At 43.8% G+C, this 14,097-nt stretch carries 21 protein-coding genes; 20 read left to right on the top strand and 1 reads right to left on the bottom strand.

Translation table 11 applies throughout. The annotated features are described in order from the left end of the window. Positions 1 to 190 precede the first annotated feature (190 nt). A complete protein-coding gene (locus PPIS_RS13800) occupies positions 191 to 649 on the top strand; it encodes a hypothetical protein (RefSeq protein ID WP_010378249.1) in 459 nt (152 codons plus the stop codon). 453 nt (positions 650 to 1,102) lie between these two features. After that, positions 1,103 to 1,567, top strand: a complete 465-nt coding sequence (locus PPIS_RS13790; RefSeq protein ID WP_010378252.1) for a hypothetical protein — start codon at positions 1,103 to 1,105, stop codon at positions 1,565 to 1,567. Here PPIS_RS13790 and PPIS_RS13785 read toward each other — a convergent pair. Further along, the gene (locus tag PPIS_RS13785; RefSeq protein WP_010378254.1) at positions 1,564 to 4,116 is read right to left on the bottom strand and encodes a serine/threonine-protein kinase; all 2,553 of its coding nucleotides are present in this window, start codon (positions 4,114 to 4,116) and stop codon (positions 1,564 to 1,566) included. The two genes, PPIS_RS13790 and PPIS_RS13785, sit on opposite strands and share 4 nt — an antisense overlap. A 167-nt stretch (positions 4,117 to 4,283) precedes the next feature. Between PPIS_RS13785 and PPIS_RS13780 the strand changes: the two genes are divergently transcribed. From PPIS_RS13780 to rplQ, 18 genes are all read left to right on the top strand, one after another. After that, positions 4,284 to 5,123: a polysaccharide deacetylase family protein gene (locus PPIS_RS13780; RefSeq protein WP_010378255.1), complete on the top strand. Its 840-nt coding sequence runs from the start codon at positions 4,284 to 4,286 to the stop codon at positions 5,121 to 5,123. Positions 5,124 to 5,536: 413 nt separating this feature from the next. Next, complete coding sequence (rplN, locus tag PPIS_RS13775; protein WP_010378257.1) at positions 5,537 to 5,905, top strand: 50S ribosomal protein L14; 369 nt, start codon at positions 5,537 to 5,539, stop codon at positions 5,903 to 5,905. A 10-nt stretch (positions 5,906 to 5,915) separates the two neighbouring features. Further along, positions 5,916 to 6,230: a 50S ribosomal protein L24 gene (rplX, locus tag PPIS_RS13770; protein WP_010378260.1), complete on the top strand. Its 315-nt coding sequence runs from the start codon at positions 5,916 to 5,918 to the stop codon at positions 6,228 to 6,230. Positions 6,231 to 6,245: 15 nt separating this feature from the next. After that, complete coding sequence (rplE, locus tag PPIS_RS13765; RefSeq protein WP_010378262.1) at positions 6,246 to 6,785, top strand: 50S ribosomal protein L5; 540 nt, start codon at positions 6,246 to 6,248, stop codon at positions 6,783 to 6,785. Between the two features lie 10 nt (positions 6,786 to 6,795). Beyond that, positions 6,796 to 7,101 carry a 30S ribosomal protein S14 gene (gene rpsN / locus PPIS_RS13760; protein ID WP_010378264.1) on the top strand — a complete coding sequence of 102 codons (306 nt, stop codon included), beginning with the start codon at positions 6,796 to 6,798 and terminating at the stop codon, positions 7,099 to 7,101. A gap of 20 nt (positions 7,102 to 7,121) precedes the next feature. After that, positions 7,122 to 7,514 carry a 30S ribosomal protein S8 gene (gene rpsH, locus PPIS_RS13755; RefSeq protein WP_010378266.1) on the top strand — a complete coding sequence of 131 codons (393 nt, stop codon included), beginning with the start codon at positions 7,122 to 7,124 and terminating at the stop codon, positions 7,512 to 7,514. A gap of 13 nt (positions 7,515 to 7,527) precedes the next feature. Beyond that, positions 7,528 to 8,058, top strand: coding sequence for a 50S ribosomal protein L6 (gene rplF / locus PPIS_RS13750; RefSeq protein WP_010378268.1), 531 nt, complete (start codon positions 7,528 to 7,530; stop codon positions 8,056 to 8,058). Between the two features lie 9 nt (positions 8,059 to 8,067). Continuing rightward, positions 8,068 to 8,418 carry a 50S ribosomal protein L18 gene (gene rplR, locus PPIS_RS13745; RefSeq protein WP_010378271.1) on the top strand — a complete coding sequence of 117 codons (351 nt, stop codon included), beginning with the start codon at positions 8,068 to 8,070 and terminating at the stop codon, positions 8,416 to 8,418. Between the two features lie 9 nt (positions 8,419 to 8,427). Further along, on the top strand, positions 8,428 to 8,934 hold the full coding sequence (rpsE, locus tag PPIS_RS13740; protein ID WP_010378273.1) for a 30S ribosomal protein S5: 507 nt from the start codon (positions 8,428 to 8,430) through the stop codon (positions 8,932 to 8,934). 6 nt (positions 8,935 to 8,940) lie between these two features. Further along, positions 8,941 to 9,120, top strand: a complete 180-nt coding sequence (gene rpmD / locus PPIS_RS13735) for a 50S ribosomal protein L30 (RefSeq protein ID WP_010378276.1) — start codon at positions 8,941 to 8,943, stop codon at positions 9,118 to 9,120. A gap of 4 nt (positions 9,121 to 9,124) precedes the next feature. Then, on the top strand, positions 9,125 to 9,559 hold the full coding sequence (rplO, locus tag PPIS_RS13730) for a 50S ribosomal protein L15 (RefSeq protein WP_010378278.1): 435 nt from the start codon (positions 9,125 to 9,127) through the stop codon (positions 9,557 to 9,559). 11 nt (positions 9,560 to 9,570) lie between these two features. After that, positions 9,571 to 10,899, top strand: coding sequence for a preprotein translocase subunit SecY (gene secY / locus PPIS_RS13725; protein ID WP_010378280.1), 1,329 nt, complete (start codon positions 9,571 to 9,573; stop codon positions 10,897 to 10,899). 22 nt (positions 10,900 to 10,921) lie between these two features. After that, on the top strand, positions 10,922 to 11,035 hold the full coding sequence (rpmJ, locus tag PPIS_RS13720) for a 50S ribosomal protein L36 (RefSeq protein WP_002959476.1): 114 nt from the start codon (positions 10,922 to 10,924) through the stop codon (positions 11,033 to 11,035). A gap of 131 nt (positions 11,036 to 11,166) precedes the next feature. Further along, entirely contained in the window at positions 11,167 to 11,523 is a 357-nt protein-coding gene (gene rpsM / locus PPIS_RS13715) for a 30S ribosomal protein S13 (protein ID WP_010378282.1), read from the top strand. Positions 11,524 to 11,536: 13 nt separating this feature from the next. Further along, positions 11,537 to 11,923, top strand: a complete 387-nt coding sequence (rpsK, locus tag PPIS_RS13710) for a 30S ribosomal protein S11 (protein WP_010378285.1) — start codon at positions 11,537 to 11,539, stop codon at positions 11,921 to 11,923. A 21-nt stretch (positions 11,924 to 11,944) separates the two neighbouring features. Next, entirely contained in the window at positions 11,945 to 12,565 is a 621-nt protein-coding gene (gene rpsD / locus PPIS_RS13705) for a 30S ribosomal protein S4 (protein ID WP_010378286.1), read from the top strand. 24 nt (positions 12,566 to 12,589) lie between these two features. Beyond that, on the top strand, positions 12,590 to 13,576 hold the full coding sequence (locus tag PPIS_RS13700) for a DNA-directed RNA polymerase subunit alpha (protein WP_010378288.1): 987 nt from the start codon (positions 12,590 to 12,592) through the stop codon (positions 13,574 to 13,576). 39 nt (positions 13,577 to 13,615) lie between these two features. Continuing rightward, the gene (gene rplQ, locus PPIS_RS13695; RefSeq protein WP_010378290.1) at positions 13,616 to 14,014 is read left to right on the top strand and encodes a 50S ribosomal protein L17; all 399 of its coding nucleotides are present in this window, start codon (positions 13,616 to 13,618) and stop codon (positions 14,012 to 14,014) included. Positions 14,015 to 14,097 lie beyond the last annotated feature (83 nt).

Raw genomic sequence — 14,097 nt, 5'->3', positions numbered from 1 at the left:
TTAAATCAATTTCAGCTTAACAAGGGCTTGCCGATGGTAGCCCTTGTTCTATATTCATCGTGAGTTAATTATCTATATGTAGTTATAGTGAGCTTATGCCTATAAGTTGTAATCTACAGCAATAGTATTACTGCTATTCATGTGCTTAAATGGATGCGGATAGCTCTACAAACAAAGGAAGGATAAAATAATGAGTACACCTACTTATTTACTCGAATACATGGTGACCCCAAAAGCTGAGGGCGACTGGATATATGACGATAAGCCAGTTAAACTTAAATTAGCTAAGGGTGAAAGCGCTGTTCTAACCTATAAGCTCGTTACCGATGAAGCTGGCTGGAGCTTTGCTGAAAACGGTACTTACTTTATCGAGGCGCAAGACAACTTCAATTATAACCTTACAAGCACATTAAAAGATGAGTTAACAGTTGAGGTTAAGATTGAGGCATTGAATGTTGCGAATACGCTAAGTGAAAATGATATCAAAGGGCTTTCAGCTGACCCCGGTGCGCGGGTTGTTACACTAGTGAGGAATAACAGCTCAAATATTGAGTTCAGACTTGTTGCTCAAAATGATTCTGCAAATGGTGCCGTGCGCTATTTCTCTCAAGATCCAACGATTGTTATCGAGGATACAGAGCCAAACTAGAGATCTGATTCAGAGCGCTGCAGCGCTCTGAATAGTTGTGCTTCTCCAGCAGGTCATGGAACTCAACTATCCCGCACAACGGATCAAACCACTTCAAATTAAAAACTATACAACTCAGCTTGAATCCAAGTTAGCTTCTATTTGTATAACTGTTAAACTCTCCCCCTATTAAGGTCATGATAAATGAGCTTACAAAAGGCAGCTCATATAGCTCAGAAGCTTCTGGTTTTACGAGTTGAATCAACCTTAGTGCCTCGGTACTACAACCCAGATGCACAAGAGCCTGCACTTTTATTAACTTATCAATTGGCTTATTTGGGGTGCCTAAAAGTTCTATCAGTGAGCTTAAGACTAGCTTATGCCTAAAAGCTGTAACCAACTGTAATAGAATTACTGCTATTCATGTGCTTAGATAGATGTGAACAGCTCTACAAACCAACGAAGGATAAAATAATGAGTGATCCTATTTTACTAGAAATTACAGTGGCACCAGAAGCGGATGGTAATTGGGTATTTTCTAATGAAGATAAACCAGTTGAACTTAAATTAGCTAAGGGTGAAAGCGCCAAGATAACTTATAAGATTGTTCCTGATGGTTGGAATTTTTCTGAAAACGGTACTTTTTTTACTGAGGCGCAAGACAACTTTAATTACAATCTAATTAGTGATGTTTCTGAAGATAGACTCTCAGTGACTGTGACGATCCAAGCAATAAACCTCGAACACACTATTTCATCAGAGCAATTACAGAAACTGATAGCAGAACCAACGATCGCCATGCCAATTGAGTTGACGCATGACCATAATTCCAAAGTGGACTTCCGCTTGGTTGCTGAGAATGTGACTGCTAATGGGGTAATCCGCTATTTTTCTCAAGATCCAAGGGTGATAATTGACAACCCAGATGGTCCAGGTTAATTCGTAATTTGCACTTGGCACAGATAGGTAAAATGCTCTGTGCCAATTCTTAATTCAAGTGATGGCGAGTGGCATAGTGTCCTGAACCATGACAAGCGATAAAAAGACGGGCTCCAGCCTAAATCAATGCTTTTTTTCAGTGAAGCCATTGCGGAATACTTTTCTTCTATCAGTGTTTGAATTAACGATTTTACGTAAAAAGCTTCAGCTGAATCGGGATACTCAGCCAAATATTCATCAATTGCTATTAATGCCTCTTGGTGCTTACCTAGGTGTGCTAAAGCTTGGATGCGCACGACTTCAACTTGGCTTGCTGAATCACTGGCTAAAATTTGCAGATACACTTCACTGGCTTTCGCCTTCTCACCCATTAGTGAGTAAATGTCTGCATAGTTAAGTAAGATTTCTACATTGCTGGGCGCCAACTGAGAGGCTCGTTCAGCAAACTCTAGTGCCCGTTCTAAATCACCTAATAGCATCAATACAATGGCATAATTATTAAAGGTAGCCGTACTTGTATATGAGCGCTTAACTAAAGCTTGATAAGATTTTTCTGCGTCATGGAGCTTACCAAGTAGAAGAGAGATATCGGCAATGGCCTTCAGTGTTTTCAGGTTATCAGGGCCGTAGTGGCTGGCTGCTCGTAAGTACGGCAAGGCTTCTTCATATTGGCCAAGCTTCATGTTGAACAGAGCTGCATTGCGGATGACTTTTAAGGTCGGTCTAAGTTCATAGGCAAGCTCAGTGTGATGAAGTGCCGAAGTGTAATCGTTTATTAAATGATAGTAGATGCTGATCAGAGCGTGCTTTTGATACTCGTCCTTGGCTGAATTCTGAATTGCTAAAAAGGTTCCTTTGGCACGGATTTTGTCTTTTGCAAACGCATAAAAATCGAGATAGGAACCTTGAATAATTGTACTTGCTTTTAATCTCTTGGGGGCTTGCTGTAATACTTGTTCCCAGTTTAGAAGTATTTGATCATTTGAACTATCTTCATACAACTGAGTCGCGAGTTCAGAGTAAAGTGAATACAGCGGCAGGAAGTCCGGCGCAGTATCAATCAGCGTTGTTAACTCTTTTAATATCGTAGCGCGGTCCGCCTCTTTTACTAAACTAGCATCATGCAGTGTGGCGTAGTTATTCAGTAATGTTTTATTGCTTGTGGCTAAATCAGTTGAGCCTCCGGTTAATGAAGTGAGGGCCGAGGCTGTAATAGCAAAAACACGACTGTAGTTTTCACTCGATGTCATCGTTCGCGCACTACTAATTAAGGCTCCATTAGACGCATCAACTAAGTCGATAACGATGTCACAGCTTTGAATATTACAGTCTAGTTTTATAGTAATGAGCTCATTACTATTTAACGCTCGCCCCAATGCCTTTAATGGTGCGTCAACACCAATAAATTTTTGTGTTTGATCTACTTCACTGTCTGAAATGAAGACGTAATCATTATTACTTAAAAAATGTTGTTTAAGTGCGTCGTTAATTGCTAACTCTATGTTTTGTTGATGCGCTTCAAGTAGTTGAAAAGAGTTAGTGAATTTTATCGGTAGCGCTGCAATATAAACCTTGGGTTTGGTTTCCTGCCAATACCAGTACCCACCAACGGCTAAGCACACTAAAAAGGTGAAAAGTGCTGCAATACCTAGTTGCTTGTTACGTGCTTTGGCTTTCTCTCTGGCTCTATCTCGTAGCTCTATTTGTTCAAGTGACACTGTCGCTTCGCTATTATCGTAGCTAAAGGCGTGTAAAATTTGCTTTAGCTGCTGACTGACTTCATTCGCGCTGCTTGGACGAGCGTTTTTGTCGTATTGCAATAAGCGATCAATAAGCTGTGCCAGTGCAGGGGGAATATCTAAAATACGTTTAGCACTTGCTTTTAACGGTTGGAACTTGATCTGTTCAGCAATAGATTTGTCACTGCCATCGTCAGCTTGTTCGAAATAAGGATGATGTCCTGCTAACAGTTGATAAGCTATTAGCCTAAATGAGAATAAGTCACTGCGACTCTCTAGCGTTTCATCACGAAGTTGCTCTGGTGACATTGCTGTGAGACTACCGTAACTGGTATGTGGACGAGAGGCTTGGTTGTCTTCTAATTGTGAAATACCAAAGTCGGCAATTTTGGCTATGCTCTGTTCATTAACCAGTATATTGCCAGGTTTTAAGTCTAAATGAAGAATGTTCTGGCCATGAGCTGAGGCCAGGCCATCGGCAATATGGCTTAGTAGCTCGACTTTTTGCTCGGTAGTTAATACGTGTGTTTTTGTGTAGTGCTGTAAAGTTGCACCTTGCACATATTCCATTTCCAAAGCCATTTGACCATCGCTTTCAAAGACATCATAAATTTGTACTATGTTTGGATGGTTAAAACGCGCTAACAGGCGGGCTTCGTTGAGTGCATCTGATTGCGTGTGCTGAGTTAGTGACATCACCTTTACCGCCACTCGGCGGCCTAATTTTTTGTCGGTAGCAAGGTACACTTTGCTCATTCCGCCTTCGGCGAGCAAGATCACGTCCTGATAGTATTCTTCTAACTTCAACACAGCGCTGTCTTTCTCTTTTATTATTGGGGTTAGTGTATCGCTAAAAATATTAAATTAGTACCATTTGCGTTGGACTTAATCGCAAATAACAAGTTGAAAATTTAACACTTTGTCATACTCGCAGCCGCATGTAGGTTATAAGGATAAACAACAATAAGGACAAGCAAATGGCAAAGTTATCTTCTAATTTAGTTTCTCACTTCAGTTTGGCCGCCATGATGGCAAGCGCTCTGCTCGTGAATACGTCTAGTATAGCGGCAGATAGCACACAAACCTTTAGTTACCCCAATAACGCGCGTAACGCAATAAGCCTTACGTTTGATGATGCAAGGCCAAGTCAAGTTGATGTGGGAGTGCCGCTACTCAATCGCCATAAGGTGAAAGGCACATTTTATGTTATGCCACCGCAGCTGAAAGAAAAGCTCGTATTGTGGCAAGCCGCTGTGAAGCAGGGGCATGAAATAGGTAATCACACCAGTGAACACTTATGTACGGGTAACTTTGCATGGCTAAGGGAAAAGGACAAAGGACTCGAACAGGTTGATTTGGCCTACATAGAACGCGATGTAGTCAGCACTACAAAATATATTGAAAAGCATTTAGGCGTAACCCCCAGAAGCTTTGCATATCCTTGCGGTAATACCTTTGTTGGTCGCGGCGCTGAAGTAAAAAGTTATGTGCCGGTGATTGCGAAGCATTTTGACAGTGGCCGTACGTGGTTAGATGAAACCGCTAATCACCCAACTTATACTGACTTTGCGCAGCTCACAGGAATTAGAATGGACGGTGTTAGTTTTGAAGAGCTAAAAGGGTTACTGGAGCACCTTAGGGCAAATAACAGTTGGATAATTCTTGCTGGACATGAGGTGGGCGAAAAAGGCATGTACACCGTCGATACCAAAATGTTAGACCAGCTTATTCCTTACTTACAGGACCCGAAAAATGGTTATTGGTTAGACACCGTAAGCAATGTGGGTGATTACATCAAAAGCAAAAGAGAGCCGTAGGTCGAGATTTATCTCGACTTCACTTTTTCTAAGATCTTCTCGTCGCTCTATATGGTTGTTTGCTCAAAGCTTGAGCTTGTTTGTGAGAAAAGGGTGATAAATTCTTGTTCACAGCCTACTAAGCGATATGCCTAAACAATAATCAAAATAAAATTTCCGCTGTAAACTTTGTTTAATATTTGCGCAAGTGGTTGAATTCTCGATTGCTTGCCGCCATATCCTCAAACTGTAATCGGTACGTCATGTTAACGCGTTAAATTAATTAAAAATTGAACTATCTTTGATGCGACATTGCTGATACAATTGCCCGCCCTTGAAAGACATAATCACAGTTTTTTGAGTGGAATTTAACCTAAATGCCTTGATTTTGAACGAAATCTAGGCGAGTTGTAACTACACCGGAGGTCATTAAGATGATCCAAATGCAAACTCAGCTGGACGTTGCTGATAACAGCGGCGCTCGCAAAGTGCAGTGTATAAAAGTCCTTGGTGGTTCGCACCGTCGCTACGCAGCGGTTGGCGACATCATTAAAGTTTCTGTTAAAGAAGCGATTCCTCGCGGCAAAGTGAAGAAAGGTGATGTTAAAAACGCAGTAGTAGTGCGTACTAAAAAAGGCGTACGTCGTCCAGACGGCTCTTTAATCCGTTTCGATAGCAATGCGGCTGTTATCTTAAATGATAACTTACAGCCTATTGGTACTCGTATCTTCGGCCCTGTGACTCGTGAACTTCGTACTGAAAAGTTCATGAAGATCGTTTCACTAGCACCAGAAGTACTATAAGGAGTCGATCATGGCAGCAAAAATCCGTCGTGATGACGAAGTAATCGTACTAGCCGGTAAAGACAAAGGTAAGCGCGGTAAAGTGCTTTCAGTTGTTACTGAAACTGGCCGAGTATTTGTTGAAGGCGTTAACATCATCAAGAAACACCAGAAGCCTGTACCACAACTACAGCAAGCTGGCGGTGTTGTTGAGAAAGAAGCGTCAGTCGACGTATCAAACGTAGCGATTTTCAATGCCGAAACTGGCAAAGCGGATCGTGTAGGTTTTAGATTTGAAGACGGTAAAAAAGTCCGTTTCTTCAAGTCTACCGGTAAAACTATTTAATAGTTGGAGTAGACGATGGCGAAACTGCATGAAGTGTACAAAGACAAAGTGGTAAAAGAGCTTCAAGAGAAGTTCGGTTACAGCTCTGTCATGCAAGTCCCTCAGATCGAAAAGATCACACTTAACATGGGTGTGGGCGAAGCCCTAGCTGACAAGAAAATTCTAGAAAACGCAGTAGCAGACCTAGAATCAATCTCTGGTCAGAAGCCTCTAGTGACTAAAGCACGCAAATCAGTTGCTGGCTTTAAGATCCGTGAAGGTTACCCAATTGGCTGTAAAGTAACCCTACGCGGCGAACGTATGTGGGATTTCCTAGAGCGTTTAGTCTCTATCGCGATGCCACGTATTCGTGACTTCCGCGGTGTTAGCGCAAAGTCTTTTGACGGTCGCGGTAACTACTCTATGGGCGTACGTGAACAAATCATCTTCCCAGAAATCGATTATGATAAAGTAGACCGCGTTCGCGGTATGGATATCACAATCACTACTTCTGCGAAAACAGATGACGAAGGCCGTGCGTTGTTAGAAGCGTTCAACTTCCCATTCAAAAAGTAAGGGTAGGGTTATGGCAAAGAATTCAATGAAAGCACGTGACGTAAAACGTGCTAAATTAGTTACTCAGTATGCTGAAAAGCGTGCTGCGTTAAAAGCTATCATCAGCGATGTTAATGCATCTGATGATGAGCGTTGGGATGCAGTGTTAAAGCTACAGTCTTTACCACGCGATTCTAGCCCTTCACGTCAACGTAATCGTTGTAACATCACGGGCCGCCCTCATGGTTACCTTCGCAAGTTCGGCTTAAGCCGTATTAAAGTTCGCGAAGCAGCGATGCGCGGTGAAATTCCTGGCCTTAAAAAGGCTAGCTGGTAATAGAATCACGGGAGTAAGACATGAGCTTGCAAGATCCAATTGCGGATTTGTTCACACGTATCCGTAACGGTCAGTCTGCGAAGAAGGTATCTGTTTCAATGCCAACTTCAAAGCTGAAAGTAGCTGTAGCTAAGGTACTTAAAGACGAAGGTTATATCACTGACTTCGCAGTATCTGGTGACGTAAAAGCAGAATTGACTATCGAACTTAAGTACTTCGAAGGCAAAGCTGTAATCGAAAACATCCAGCGTGTTAGCCGCCCTGGTCTACGTATCTATAAGAGACGTGACGAATTACCTAAGGTAATGGGTGGTCTAGGTATCGCTATCGTATCAACTTCTAAAGGCCTGATGACAGACCGCGCTGCGCGTACCGCTGGCGTTGGTGGTGAAATCATTGGCTTTGTAGCTTAATCGGAGGGGAACTATGTCTCGTATAGCGAAGGCTCCAATCAATGTTCCTGCCGGTGTTGAAGTTACAATTAACGGCCAGGACATCAAAGTTAAAGGCAAGAACGGTGAATTAACTCGCACAATCAACGATGCGGTTGAAGTTTCACTAAACGACAACGTTATCACTACAGCTCCTCGTGAAGTTGCTAATGCTTGGGCTCAAGCTGGTACTGCACGTGCGCTAATCAACAACATGATTGTTGGTGTTAACGATGGTTATGAGAAGAAACTACAGCTAGTAGGTGTTGGTTACCGTGCGGCAGTTAAGGGCAATTCATTAGATTTAACCCTTGGCTTTTCTCACCCAGTGAACTTCGAGATCCCAACAGGTATCACTATCGAAGCTCCAAGCCAGACTGAAATTGTTGTTAAAGGCGCAGACAAGCAGTTAGTTGGTCAAACAGCTGCTAACATCCGCTCATACCGTGAACCAGAGCCTTATAAAGGTAAAGGTGTACGTTACGCTGATGAGCACGTGCGTCGTAAAGAGGCTAAGAAGAAGTAAGGTAAGACGATGGATAAGAAAACAGCTCGTCTACGTCGTGCTAAGCGCACTCGTAGAAATATTATCGAACAAGGCACAACACGTCTTGTTATCCACCGCACGCCACGTCACATTTACGCTCAAGTAATCAATGCTGAGGGTAATGTACTGGCTGCTGCTTCTACTGTTGAAAAAGCAATTGTTGAAACAGTTAAAGGCACAGGCAACATCGAAGCGGCTCAAGCAGTTGGTAAAGCAATCGCTGAGCGCGTAGCTGACAAAGGCGTTGAAAAAATCGCTTTTGATCGCAGTGGCTTTAAATATCACGGCCGTGTGAAGGCGCTAGCTGATGCTGCGCGCGAAGCCGGTCTGCAATTCTAGGAGTAGACAATGGCTAACGTAGAAGCAAAAGCACAACAGCCTGAATTGGCTGAAAAGCTAATCGCGGTAAACCGTGTGTCTAAAGTGGTTAAAGGTGGTCGTATCTTTAGCTTCACTGCACTAACAGTAGTTGGTGATGGCGCTGGTAAAGTAGGTTTTGGTTATGGTAAAGCACGTGAAGTTCCTGCTGCTATTCAAAAAGCAATGGAAAAAGCACGTCGTAACATGATCACTGTTGAACTTAAAGGTAACACGCTACAGCACCCAATCAAGGGTCGCCACGCGGGTTCTAAAGTTTACATGCAGCCTGCATCTGAAGGTGCAGGTATCATTGCAGGTGGTGCGATGCGTGCAGTACTAGAAGTAACTGGCGTACAGAACGTACTATCTAAAGCATACGGTTCAACTAACCCGATCAACATCGTTCGCGCAACTATCGCAGCTCTAGAGAATATGAATTCTCCAGAAGGTATTGCTGCGAAGCGTGGTCTTAGCGTTGACGAAATCTTGGGGTAAGACACCATGGCAAACACAGTAAAAGTAACTCAAGTACGTAGCTCAATCGGTCGTTTACCGAAGCATAAAGCTACATTACGTGGCCTTGGTTTACGTCGTATCAACCACACTGTTGAGCTAGAAGATACGCCAGCAGTTCGCGGTATGATCAACCAAGTTTCTTACATGGTTAAGGTTGAGGGGTAATTCGATGAACTTGAATACACTTTCACCTGCTGCAGGTTCAAAAACAGCTGGTAAGCGTCTTGGCCGTGGTATCGGTTCTGGTCTTGGTAAGACTGGTGGCCGTGGTCACAAAGGTCAAAAGTCACGCTCTGGCGGTAAAGTACGCGTTGGTTTCGAAGGCGGTCAAATGCCTATGCAACGTCGTCTACCTAAGTTTGGTTTCACTTCACGCAAGTCTCTTGTGTCTAAAGAAGTGAATCTATTCGAAATCGCTAAAGTTGAAGGCGATGTGGTAGATCTAAACGCGTTACAGGCAGCTGGTATCGTTAAAAAGAACATCCAGTTCGTAAAAGTTGTAAAATCTGGCGAAGTTTCACGCGCTGTTACCGTTAAAGGCATGAAAGTGTCTAAAGGTGCACGCGAAGCTATCGAAGCTGCCGGAGGCAAGGTAGAAGACTAAGGAAGTACGCTATGGCTAAACCAGGTCAAGATATGCAAAGTGCACAAAGTGGGCTTGCGGAACTGAAGCGCCCATTACTATTCGTATTGGGTGCTATCATTATTTACCGTCTGGGCTCTTTTGTGCCAATCCCTGGGATTGACGCCGCTGTACTTGCCGAATTCTTCGAGCAACAAAAGGGCACCATTGTTGAGATGTTCAACATGTTCAGCGGTGGTGCGCTTGAGCGTGCATCGGTATTGGCGCTAGGTATTATGCCGTACATCTCGGCTTCGATTATTATGCAGCTATTAACGCACATACATCCTGCGATGATAGAGCTTAAGAAAGAAGGTGAGCAAGGGCGTAAGAAAATCAGCCAGTATACGCGTTATGGTACGCTTGTGCTTGCTACATTCCAATCGATAGGTATCGCTACTGGTCTACCTAACATGATGGAAGGCCTAGTTGTGAATCCAGGCTTCGGCTTTTATTTCACAGCTGTAGTGAGCTTAGTCACAGGAACTATGTTCCTTATGTGGTTGGGCGAACAAATCACTGAGCGTGGTATCGGTAACGGTATCTCAGTTCTAATATTTGTTGGTATTGTAGCTAACCTGCCGTCTGCAATTGGTTCGACAGCAGAAATGGCGCGCCAAGGTGATCTGCATATTTTAGCATTGTTATTGATTGCGGTAATCGTATTCGCTGTAACTTACCTAGTTGTGTTCTTCGAGCGTGGTCAACGTCGTATCGTTGTAAACTATGCGAAGCGTCAACAAGGTCGTCAGGTATTTGCTGCTCAAAGCACGCACTTACCACTAAAAGTTAACATGGCGGGTGTTATTCCACCAATCTTTGCTAGCAGTATCATTTTGTTCCCTGGTACAATAGCAAGCTGGTTTGGCCAAGGTGAAGGTCCGGTCGCTGATGTGCTACAAGCTATCTCAGCAGTATTGACTCCAGGTCAACCACTGTATGCGATGGTATTAGCTGCGGCTATTATCTTCTTCTGCTTCTTCTACACTGCGTTGGTGTTTAACCCGCGTGAGACAGCAGATAACCTGAAAAAATCTGGCGCTTTTATTCCAGGCATTCGTCCAGGTGAGCAGACATCTAAATACATTGATAAAGTGATGACACGCCTGACATTGGCAGGTGCTTTGTATATAACCTTTATCTGTCTGGTGCCCGAGTTTATGACTATGGCATGGCAAACGCCATTCTACTTCGGCGGTACATCGATTCTGATTATCGTTGTTGTCATCATGGACTTTATGGCACAAGTACAGACTCATATGATGTCACATCAATATGATTCTGTGCTGAAAAAAGCGAACCTTAAAGGCTACGGCCGTTAAGGTCAGTTTACGGAGTTGAGTAATGAAAGTACGTGCTTCCGTTAAGAAAATTTGCCGTAACTGCAAAGTAATCAAGCGTGCAGGTGTTGTACGTGTGATCTGCAGTGAGCCAAAGCACAAGCAAAGGCAAGGCTAAGCAAATTAAGTCGTGCAGGCTGAGTAACTTTACTTAGCCTGTTTCTTTGGTAAAACTTGAATGTCGGTTGGGTATCCTATACGGGCTTTCCAGCAAGATGATAATCAAGTTTATTTATAGGAGATATGTTAGTGGCCCGTATCGCAGGCATTAACGTTCCTGATCATAAGCATGCTGTTATCGGTTTAACAAGCATCTATGGTGTAGGTAAAACTCGCGCTAAGGCGATCTTAGCTGCGACAGGTATCGCTGAAACTACTAAAATCGGCGAGTTAAATGACGAAACACTTGACATCCTTCGTGAAGAAGTTGGCAAGTACACTGTTGAAGGTGATCTTCGTCGTGAAGTTACACTAAACATCAAGCGTCTTATGGACCTTGGTTGTTTCCGTGGCTTACGTCACCGTCGTTCGCTACCACTACGTGGTCAGCGTACTAAGACTAACGCGCGTACTCGTAAGGGTCCTCGCAAGCCTATCAAGAAATAAGGTGGGGTAAGTTATGGCAAAAGCACCAATTCGTCGTAAAAAGGTCAAAAAGCAGGTTGTTGACGGCATGGCTCACGTTCATGCATCTTTCAACAACACGATTGTGACCATCACTGACCGTCAAGGTAATGCTCTTTCTTGGGCGACTGCGGGTGGTTCAGGTTTCCGTGGTTCTCGTAAGTCTACTCCATTCGCTGCACAGGTTGCTGCGGAGCGTGCAGGTGTTGCTGCACAAGAGTACGGTCTTAAGAACCTAGAAGTATTCATCAAAGGTCCAGGTCCAGGCCGTGAGTCTGCTGTTCGTGCATTGAATGCTGCTGGTTACCGTATCACTAACATCACTGACGTGACGCCAATTCCACACAATGGTTGTCGTCCACCGAAGAAACGTCGCGTATAACAATAGGTTAGGAGAAAGAACATGGCAAGATATTTGGGCCCTAAGCTCAAGCTGAGTCGTCGTGAAGGTACTGACCTGTTCCTTAAAAGCGGCGTAAGAGCAATTGACTCTAAGTGTAAACTAGAAACAGCACCTGGTCAGCACGGCGCACGTAAAGGTCGTCTATCTGATTACGGTTTACAGCTACGTGAAAAGCAAAAAGTTCGTCGTATCTACGGTGTACTAGAAAAGCAATTCCGTAACTACTACAAAGAAGCTGCTCGCCTTAAAGGTAACACAGGTGAAAACTTGTTACAGCTTCTAGAGCAACGTCTAGACAATGTTGTATATCGCATGGGTTTTGCGAGCACACGTGCTGAAGCGCGTCAGCTAGTAAGCCACAAAGCGGTTATGGTTAATGGTCGTGTTGTTAATATCCCTTCTTTCGTAGTTACTCCTGAAGATGTAGTAGTAATTCGCGAGAAGTCTAAAAAGCAAGCGCGTATCATCGCTGCTCTAGAGTTGGCTGAGCAACGTGAAAAGCCAACTTGGATTGAAGTTGACGGTAAGAAAATGGAAGGCACTTTCAAGCGTCTACCAGAGCGTTCTGATCTGTCTGCGGACATTAACGAACAACTAATCGTCGAACTTTACTCGAAGTAAAGTTAAGAGTTAAGAGAGGATAAAATGCAGGGTTCTGTAACCGAATTCCTAAAACCAAGATTAGTCGATATCGACGCTGTAAGCTCAACGCGTTCTAAAGTAGTTTTAGAGCCTCTAGAGCGTGGTTTTGGCCACACACTAGGTAATGCTCTACGTCGTATACTTCTTTCATCTATGCCTGGTTGTGCTGTGACAGAAGTTGAAATTGACGGCGTATTGCACGAGTACAGCGCGAAAGAAGGCGTACAAGAAGACATCATTGAAATTCTGTTAAACCTTAAAGGTCTAGCGGTATCTCTAGAAGGTAAAGATGAAGTTTTCCTTACCCTGACTAAGTCTGGTGTAGGCCCTGTGACTGCGGCTGATATCCAGCACGACGGAGATGTGACTATCGCCAACCCTGAGCATGTCATTTGTCACTTAACTGCTGACAATAGCGAAATCAGCATGCGCATTCGTGTTGAGCGTGGTCGCGGTTATGTACCGGCGTCTAGTCGTTTATCCTCTGATGACGATGAGCGCCCAATCGGCCGTTTGTTGCTAGATGCATCATTCAGCCCGGTTGAGCGTATTGCGTACTCGGTTGAGTCAGCTCGTGTTGAGCAGCGTACAGACTTAGATAAACTAATCATCGATATGGAAACGAACGGCACTTTAGATCCTGAAGAAGCGATCCGCCGTGCGTCAACTATCCTTGCTGAGCAGTTAGATGCATTCGTAGACCTACGTGATGTTTCTGAGCCAGAAGAGAAAGAAGAGAAGCCGGAGTTTGATCCGATTCTACTTCGTCCAGTTGATGACTTAGAACTAACTGTACGTTCTGCAAACTGTCTGAAAGCCGAGCAAATTCAATATATCGGTGACTTAGTACAGCGTACTGAAGTTGAGCTTCTGAAAACACCAAACCTTGGTAAGAAGTCTCTAACTGAAATTAAAGACGTGCTAGCTTCACGTGGTCTATCTCTAGGTATGCGCCTAGAAAACTGGCCGCCTGCAAGTCTAGCTGAGTAATCTAAGTTACTATATTAGTTTAGTTAGAAGGATAGGGTCATGCGCCATCGTAAGAGTGGTCGTCAATTAAACCGTAACAGCAGCCATCGCAAAGCGATGTTTAGCAACATGGCTGGTTCTTTGGTGAAGCACGAAATCATCAAAACTACTTTGCCTAAAGCAAAAGAGCTGCGCCGTGTAATTGAACCTTTAATCACACTGGCTAAGACTGACAGCGTAGCAAACCGTCGTTTAGCGTTTGCTCGCACGCGTGATAAAGAAGTAGTTGGTAAATTGTTCACTGAGATCGGTCCTCGTTTCGCGGATCGTCCAGGTGGTTACACTCGTATTCTTAAGTGTGGCTTCCGTGCAGGTGACAACGCGCCAATGGCTTACATTGAACTACTAGATCGCCCAGCGACTGAAGAAGTTCAAGAAGACGCGCAGTCTGCAGAGTAATTAGTCTTATTAAAGACACAAAAAAAGCCGAGCATAGCTCGGCTTTTTCTTTTTCATAACCCGCACAGTACAACCTCTAGTCT

It is taken from the genome of Pseudoalteromonas piscicida (assembly GCF_000238315.3).
Lineage (GTDB): Bacteria > Pseudomonadota > Gammaproteobacteria > Enterobacterales > Alteromonadaceae > Pseudoalteromonas > Pseudoalteromonas piscicida.
Note: the sequence above shows the minus strand (reverse complement) of the source record. Positions and strands in the feature narration are given on the sequence as shown.

What these genes read in the sequence shown, in the direction of transcription:
- rplO (WP_010378278.1), top strand. Translation starts at nt 9,125, where the DNA reads ATGAACTTGAATACACTTTCACCTGCTGCAGGTTCAAAAACAGCTGGT.
- secY (WP_010378280.1), top strand. Translation starts at nt 9,571, where the DNA reads ATGGCTAAACCAGGTCAAGATATGCAAAGTGCACAAAGTGGGCTTGCG.
- rplQ (WP_010378290.1), top strand. Translation starts at nt 13,616, where the DNA reads ATGCGCCATCGTAAGAGTGGTCGTCAATTAAACCGTAACAGCAGCCAT.
- rpsD (WP_010378286.1), top strand. Translation starts at nt 11,945, where the DNA reads ATGGCAAGATATTTGGGCCCTAAGCTCAAGCTGAGTCGTCGTGAAGGT.
- PPIS_RS13780 (WP_010378255.1), top strand. Translation starts at nt 4,284, where the DNA reads ATGGCAAAGTTATCTTCTAATTTAGTTTCTCACTTCAGTTTGGCCGCC.
- rpsN (WP_010378264.1), top strand. Translation starts at nt 6,796, where the DNA reads ATGGCAAAGAATTCAATGAAAGCACGTGACGTAAAACGTGCTAAATTA.
- rpsK (WP_010378285.1), top strand. Translation starts at nt 11,537, where the DNA reads ATGGCAAAAGCACCAATTCGTCGTAAAAAGGTCAAAAAGCAGGTTGTT.
- rplE (WP_010378262.1), top strand. Translation starts at nt 6,246, where the DNA reads ATGGCGAAACTGCATGAAGTGTACAAAGACAAAGTGGTAAAAGAGCTT.
- rplF (WP_010378268.1), top strand. Translation starts at nt 7,528, where the DNA reads ATGTCTCGTATAGCGAAGGCTCCAATCAATGTTCCTGCCGGTGTTGAA.
- rplN (WP_010378257.1), top strand. Translation starts at nt 5,537, where the DNA reads ATGATCCAAATGCAAACTCAGCTGGACGTTGCTGATAACAGCGGCGCT.
- PPIS_RS13790 (WP_010378252.1), top strand. Translation starts at nt 1,103, where the DNA reads ATGAGTGATCCTATTTTACTAGAAATTACAGTGGCACCAGAAGCGGAT.
- rpmJ (WP_002959476.1), top strand. Translation starts at nt 10,922, where the DNA reads ATGAAAGTACGTGCTTCCGTTAAGAAAATTTGCCGTAACTGCAAAGTA.
- rpmD (WP_010378276.1), top strand. Translation starts at nt 8,941, where the DNA reads ATGGCAAACACAGTAAAAGTAACTCAAGTACGTAGCTCAATCGGTCGT.
- PPIS_RS13700 (WP_010378288.1), top strand. Translation starts at nt 12,590, where the DNA reads ATGCAGGGTTCTGTAACCGAATTCCTAAAACCAAGATTAGTCGATATC.
- rpsE (WP_010378273.1), top strand. Translation starts at nt 8,428, where the DNA reads ATGGCTAACGTAGAAGCAAAAGCACAACAGCCTGAATTGGCTGAAAAG.
- PPIS_RS13800 (WP_010378249.1), top strand. Translation starts at nt 191, where the DNA reads ATGAGTACACCTACTTATTTACTCGAATACATGGTGACCCCAAAAGCT.
- rpsH (WP_010378266.1), top strand. Translation starts at nt 7,122, where the DNA reads ATGAGCTTGCAAGATCCAATTGCGGATTTGTTCACACGTATCCGTAAC.
- rplX (WP_010378260.1), top strand. Translation starts at nt 5,916, where the DNA reads ATGGCAGCAAAAATCCGTCGTGATGACGAAGTAATCGTACTAGCCGGT.
- rplR (WP_010378271.1), top strand. Translation starts at nt 8,068, where the DNA reads ATGGATAAGAAAACAGCTCGTCTACGTCGTGCTAAGCGCACTCGTAGA.